Annotated in this window: 5 protein-coding genes; 2 read left to right on the top strand and 3 right to left on the bottom strand. The window is 71.6% G+C overall.

What is annotated here, in order from left to right:
• Window positions 1-2,026, top strand: a 2,026-nt coding sequence (locus M8J73_RS40195; protein WP_249829739.1) for a hypothetical protein, incomplete at its 5' end; no start/stop codon positions are given.
• Between the two features lie 44 nt (window positions 2,027-2,070).
• On the opposite strand, the gene M8J73_RS40190 is transcribed toward M8J73_RS40195, so the two are convergent.
• On the bottom strand, window positions 2,071-2,394 hold the full coding sequence (locus tag M8J73_RS40190; RefSeq protein ID WP_055539333.1) for a PASTA domain-containing protein: 324 nt from the start codon (window positions 2,392-2,394) through the stop codon (window positions 2,071-2,073).
• A 139-nt stretch (window positions 2,395-2,533) separates the two neighbouring features.
• Window positions 2,534-3,040 carry a GNAT family N-acetyltransferase gene (locus tag M8J73_RS40185; RefSeq protein WP_055539334.1) on the bottom strand — a complete coding sequence of 169 codons (507 nt, stop codon included), beginning with the start codon at window positions 3,038-3,040 and terminating at the stop codon, window positions 2,534-2,536.
• A gap of 119 nt (window positions 3,041-3,159) precedes the next feature.
• On the opposite strand from M8J73_RS40185, the gene M8J73_RS40180 reads away from it, so the two are divergent.
• Entirely contained in the window at window positions 3,160-4,464 is a 1,305-nt protein-coding gene (locus M8J73_RS40180) for a geranylgeranyl reductase family protein (protein ID WP_055539335.1), read from the top strand.
• A 345-nt stretch (window positions 4,465-4,809) separates the two neighbouring features.
• Here the strand turns inward: M8J73_RS40180 and M8J73_RS40175 are convergent, their stop codons facing one another.
• Window positions 4,810-5,637 (bottom strand): C40 family peptidase, encoded by an 828-nt coding sequence (locus M8J73_RS40175; protein ID WP_055539336.1) that lies wholly within the window; start codon window positions 5,635-5,637, stop codon window positions 4,810-4,812.
• Window positions 5,638-6,000 lie beyond the last annotated feature (363 nt).

The raw sequence follows: 6,000 nt of genomic DNA, 5'->3' as shown, positions 1-6,000 counted from the left end.
GGCCGCTCCCCGGGCCGCTCCACCGGCCGCCCCTCCGTCGGCCCCGCCCGGCACGCCTCCACCGCCGCCGGGGCCGGCCGCGGGCGTGCCCCCCGTCGGGCCGCCGCCACCTCGTCCCGAGTTCGCGCCCGTCCCCGCCCGCCCGTCGCCGCTGGGCGCCTTCCTGGGGCGGGCCTTCCGCGGTGACTGGGCCGGGTCGGCGCTCGCGGCGCTCTGGCCGGTGCTGTTCCTGCTCGGCAGCGCCGTCGCCCTCGCCATCCCCGACTACGGCCAGGACGAGGAGGACATCGTCGGCTTCGGGGACCGCATGGGCATCGCCCTCGCCTCGCTCCTCCAGGGCGTCGGCGGCGGCTTCGAGGTCTCCGAGACCGGCGGCGGCTACTCCGGCGAACTCCGGACCATCGAGGCCGGCTTCACCCTCACCCTGGTCCCGCTCACGGTGACCCTCCTGTTCGCCGTCGCGCTGTACCTGGGTGTACGTCAACTCCGTACCCGTCTCGCGACCCGTGCCGGGTACGCGGGCTTCGCCGGACCCGGCGTCGGCTGGACCGTCCCCGGCGGCGTCACCCCCGGCGTCCCCGGTGCACCTGGCACTCCCGGTGCACCTGGCGTCCCCGGCGGCCCCGGCGCACCCGGTGTCCCTGGCCGTTCCGCCGGGCTCGAAGCGGCCCTGCGCGTCACCCTGCTGGTGACCGTCGCCGTTCTGCTGCTCGGGCTGTTCGCCCAGCCGACCGTCGCCCTCGCCGAGGTCTCCACGTCCCCCTGGCTCGCCGCGCTCGGCGCGCTGGTGCTCACCGCCGCCGTCTCGGGCGGGGTGCTGCAACGCGACGACCTCGCTGCCTGGCTGGCCGTGCGCCCCGGCCCGCGCTCCCTGTTCCGGGCGACCGGAACGGCCGTACGAGCCATGGCGATCGTGCTCGCCCTCTGCTCGCTCGTCGCCCTCATCACCCTCGCGTCGAGTGACGACCTCCGGGCCGACTGGGAGGACGACGTCAATCCCCTGCTGATCGCGCTGTTCATCCTGCCCAACATCGCGGTCACCTTCCTCGGCATCTCCTGGGGAGCGTCCGTCGAGGGCGAGGCGGGCCGTTCGCGGTACGGGAACGACTCGTCGTCCGGCGACGACTCGTACGGGAACGGTTCCTACGGCGACGGCTCCTACGGGGGCGACTCCTCCGGCGACTACGGCCTCGGCGGGTCCAGCCCCTACGGCGGCTTCGAACGCGAGTCGTTCGGGCTGTCCGAGCTGGGTGACGCCGTCAACGACTGGGCGGTCGTGGGCGCGTTGGCGCTCGGCGCGGTCTGCGCCCTGGTCCTCGGCGTCCTGGCCGCCCGCCGGTCCTCGGGCCGGGGTGAGCAACTCCTCGCCGCCGGTGTCTTCTTCGGCCTCTTCCTCCTGCTCGCCGGCATCAGCGGCTTCGGCATGGAGGCGTCCGGCTCGGCCACGACCGACTTCGGAGGCGGCCTCTCCGCCGCCGGCCAGGTCGACGTGGGCCTCAACCTCGCCGAGGCCATGCTCTTCGGCCTTCTCTGGATCTTCGCGGCGGCGTTCCTGGCCCCCTATCTGGTGCAGATGGCCGGGGCCCGCACGGGCGTGCTCGCACCCCCGTTCCCGGCGATGCCGAGCGGCCCCGCGGCCTACGGCGGCCCGGTGCAGGGGGTGCCGCCGGTCCAGAGCCAGCCGACCCAGAGCCAGTCGACCTCGCAGAGCTACCCGCCCCCGCAGAGCCAGCCGACCCCGCAGAGCTACCCGACCCCGCAGAGCTACCCACCACCGCACAGTCAACCGACCTCGCACAGTCAACCGACTCCGCACAGCCGGCCGACCCCGCAGGACCAGTCGGCGGCGCACCCGTCCCAGCCCGTCGAGCCGTACGAGGTTCCGATGGTCGAGATCGGCCATCAGCTCCCGGCGGGGCCCGTGGCGAAGCCGCGCGGCCGGGCGCTGATGTGGATCCTCACCATCGCGGCGGCCTTCGTGGTCGGCGGGGGAGCGGCGGTCGCGATCCTGTTCCTGCAGAAGTAGGGGAGGTCCGGCGCGGCGGTGGGGCGCGCCGCGCCGCCGCGGACCTATCGCCGCAGCGAGAACGGTTCCCCCGGCTCGTCCAACTCCCTGCGCAACCCGGGGGGAGGGCCACCGCGCCGGGGTTCGCGCACACCCCCGCCGTCGTCGCCGAGCTCGAACCAGACGGTCACCACCGCGCCTCGCGGAACCTCGACGCCCGGCGGCGGGTACTGCCGTACGACGTAGTCCACGACGGCGAGTTCGACGTCGGGCCGGTCACCGGCGGCCAGCCCGACTCCGCTCGCCGCGGCCGTCTCACGCGCGTCCACGGCCATCAGACCGACGAACCGAGGCACACGCACTTCGAATGACTTGGGTGTCAAGCGCACAGACGTTCACCCCCAGCGGTACCCGCAGGGTAGCCGCCGGGGGTGCCCATTCGGAAGCAGTGCGTGGCGATCTGCCGAAAATCGCTACTCTGCGTCACGAAATGAGGGTTGGGTGGGCCTGGAAATGCCGGTCGGCGGCTCAGAGGGCCAGCCGGTAGCAGTGGCCCACCTGTTGGGAGACGGGCGTCGTGAAGGTCTCCGCCAGCTCCATGCCCAGTCGTCGGGTGACCGCTATCGAGCGCTCGTTGCGGGCGTTGACCATGGCGACGACGTTCTGGACGCCGGCCGCCCGTACCCGCTCCAGGGTCAGCAGGGCGGCGGCCGTCACATACCCCTTGCCCCAGTGGTCGCGGGCGAGCCGCCAGCCGATCTCGATCTCGCCGGCCGGCCCCCAGGTCTGCGGCCACGGCTGGGCGCCGGTGAAGCCGATGGCCCGGCCGTCCTCGTCGAGCATGGTCCACAGGCAGAACCCGTACTCGGCGTCGTGACGTCGCTGGCGCGCCGTGAGCTCCTCGTAGACGGACAGCTCGGCGGCCCGGCCGCCGTGGAACTCCATGACGTCGGGGTCGTCGAAGATCCGGTGCCACGCGAAGGCGTCCTCGTCGGTGGGGACGCGCAGCCGTACGTCGGGCAGAGCTCGGTTCACAGGGGCAGCCCTTCAGCCGATGATCAGGTTCCGCTGAATAGACTGCCCATGTCCGATGCCTGTCGGCACATGTTTTCTGGTCTTCCAGTGCTCCAACTATCTCTTGGGGAGAACCCGTCGTGACCGAGCCCCAGCCCCTTACCGAACACACCGCCGATGTGATCGTCGTCGGGGCCGGGCCAGCCGGTTCCACCACCGCGTACTACCTGGCGAAGGCCGGGCTGGACGTGCTCCTGCTGGAGAAGACCAGCTTCCCGAGGGAGAAGGTCTGCGGCGACGGCCTCACGCCCCGCGCGACCAAGCAGCTGGTGTCGATGGGCATCGACATCTCCGAGGAGGCCGGCTGGCTCCGCAACAAGGGGCTGCGGATCATCGGCGGCGGGGTCCGCCTCCAGCTCGACTGGCCGGATCTCGCCTCGTACCCCGACTACGGACTCGTCCGCAAGCGCGACGACTTCGACGAGCAGCTCGCCCGCCAGGCCCAGAAGGCCGGCGCCCGCCTCCACGAGAACTGCAACGTGAGCGGTCCCGTCGTCGACGACCGCACGGGCCGCATCATCGGCGTCACGGCCAAGCTCGGCGACCCGGACTCGGGTGAGAAGCAGGAAGTCACCTTCCGCGCGCCGCTGGTGGTGGCCGCCGACGGCAACTCCAGCCGTCTCTCCCTCGCGATGGGCCTGCACCGCCGCGAGGACCGCCCCATGGGCGTCGCCGTCCGGACGTACTTCACCTCCCCGCGCCACGACGACGACTACCTGGAGTCCTGGCTGGAGCTGTGGGACCGGCGCGGTCCGGGCGAGGACCGTCTGCTGCCCGGCTACGGCTGGATCTTCGGCATGGGCGACGGCACGTCGAACGTCGGCCTGGGCGTCCTGAACACCTCCGCCGCCTTCAAGGAACTCGACTGGCGCGAGATCCTCAAGGCCTGGTGCGCATCGATGCCGGAGGAGTGGGGCTACACCCCGGAGAACATGACCGGCCCGATCCGCGGTGCCGCCCTCCCCATGGCCTTCAACCGCAAGCCCCACTACACCAAGGGCCTGCTGCTCGTCGGGGACGCCGGCGGCCTCGTGAACCCGTTCAACGGCGAGGGCATCGCCTACGCCATGGAGTCCGGCCAGATCGCCGCCGACGTCATCGTCCAGGCGCACGCCCGCGCCACCCCGGGCCAGCGCGAACTCGCCCTCCAGCGCTATCCGCAGGTCCTCAAGGACACCTACGGCGGCTACTACACGCTGGGCCGGGCCTTCGTGAAGCTCATCGGCAACCCCAAGATCATGAAGCTCGCCACGCAGCGGGGCCTCACCCACCCGATGCTGATGAAGTTCACGCTGAAGCTCCTCGCCAACCTCACCGACCCCACCGGCGGCGACGCGATGGACCGCGTCATCAACGGCCTCTCGAAAGTGGCCCCCAAGGCCTGACGGGTCGAACACGCCCCGCTCCGGGCCCCGGACGCGAAAGCTCCGGGGCCCGGAGCCCTTCGGGGCCGTTCACCGGCGCCCCGTCACCGGCGCCCCGTCACCGGCGCCCCTTTCACCCGCGTCCCTTTCGTCATGCAACGCCCGGAAGTGTCAACGGTTGTGGGGCCGGGACGCCTGAAGCATGCCGACGAGCGCTCTCGCCGCCTCGGCCCTCAGCGCACCCTCGTCCCGGCCCGAACGGCCCTCCCAGGGCCCGCCACGGCCCGTGCGCGGGCATGCCGGAGGGCCGCCTGCCCCCAAAGGGGGTGGACGGCCCTTCCGTACGGCGAGCGGTCGGCGACCGGCTCAGAGCACGCGCACCGCGCCCGACGCCGGGTAGCCCGACAGGTCCTGGATGACGACACCCTTGGAGGGGTTCGCCGCGTCGAGGTACTTGCCGCCACCGAGGTAGACACCCACGTGGTAGGCGGAACCCTTGCCGCCCCAGTACAGGATGTCGCCGCGCTGGATCTGGGACAGCGGGATGTCCGTGCCCTGCATCGACTGGTCCTGCGAGACCCGCGGGAGGCTCACGCCGACCTGCTTGAACGCGGCCTGCACCAGCGACGAGCAGTCCCACGCGTTGGGCCCCGTGGCGCCCATGACGTACGCGTCGCCCAGCTGGGCCTCGAGGAAGGAGATGACCGTCTCGACGCTGCCGCTGGCCGGCGGGGCCGTCGAGGCGGAGTTCGTGGTGAGGGTCGTGCGCGTGCTGTCCCGCGAGGCGCGTTCGGCGGCCGCCTTGCGCTCCGCCTCCTCGGCGGCCTTCTTGCGGGCCTCTTCCTTCTTGGCCTTCGCCAGGTCCTTGTCGGCCTGCTTGGCCGCCGCCTCCGCGGCCGCGTCACGCTCGGCCTGCAGCTGGTAGTCGGCCGCCATCTGCTGCGTCGCGTCCGCGGACTGCGCTGCCTGCGTGGCCAGGTCGGCCGTGAGGGTGGGCAGTTCGAGGGTCTGCGTCACCGACTCCGCGGCGACGGCCTGCGCGGACGCGCCGGCCACTGCCACGGTGCTGAGGATGCCACCGGCGACTCCGGCGCGCACCGCGATCGAGGACGACGCGTTGCGGCGAGGCTTCCGGTGGCTGCGTATGTGAGCGGTGTGGGACATGGGTACTAGCGGTACCAGGGGCTCCTCCATACCTTCAAGCAACGTGTGGTGCGCCACAGTTGTTCAACGGACGCCCCAAATTCCCTGCGCGTCACTCTTTATTGACGGCGTAACGGGCAAAGTGGACATGGCCGGTCAGGCCCGTGATCATGCGCTTTCGTGATTACGTCCGAATTGCCCTGCGCTTACCATCGATCGCACCGAGTGGCCAAGCCTGGCCCAGGTGATCTCGATCCGATGTGGTGCAGGTCACAGAGTGATCACCGGCGCGGTCGCTTCATGCTCATGATCGCCGGTCGTGCCCGCTCGTGAATGTGTGCACGCGTCCACATTCGTCATCGCGCCTCCCACTGATGTGTGAACGCGGCCTCTAGCAAGCGCTCCCGTCCAGCG

The organism is Streptomyces neyagawaensis (assembly GCF_023516595.1).
In the GTDB taxonomy this organism is placed as follows: Bacteria; Actinomycetota; Actinomycetes; order Streptomycetales; family Streptomycetaceae; genus Streptomyces; species Streptomyces neyagawaensis.
Note: the sequence above shows the minus strand (reverse complement) of the source record. Positions and strands in the feature narration are given on the sequence as shown.

Coding starts and splice junctions, on each gene's coding strand:
- M8J73_RS40175 (WP_055539336.1), bottom strand. CDS start 5,637: ATGGAGGAGCCCCTGGTACCGCTAGTACCCATGTCCCACACCGCTCAC.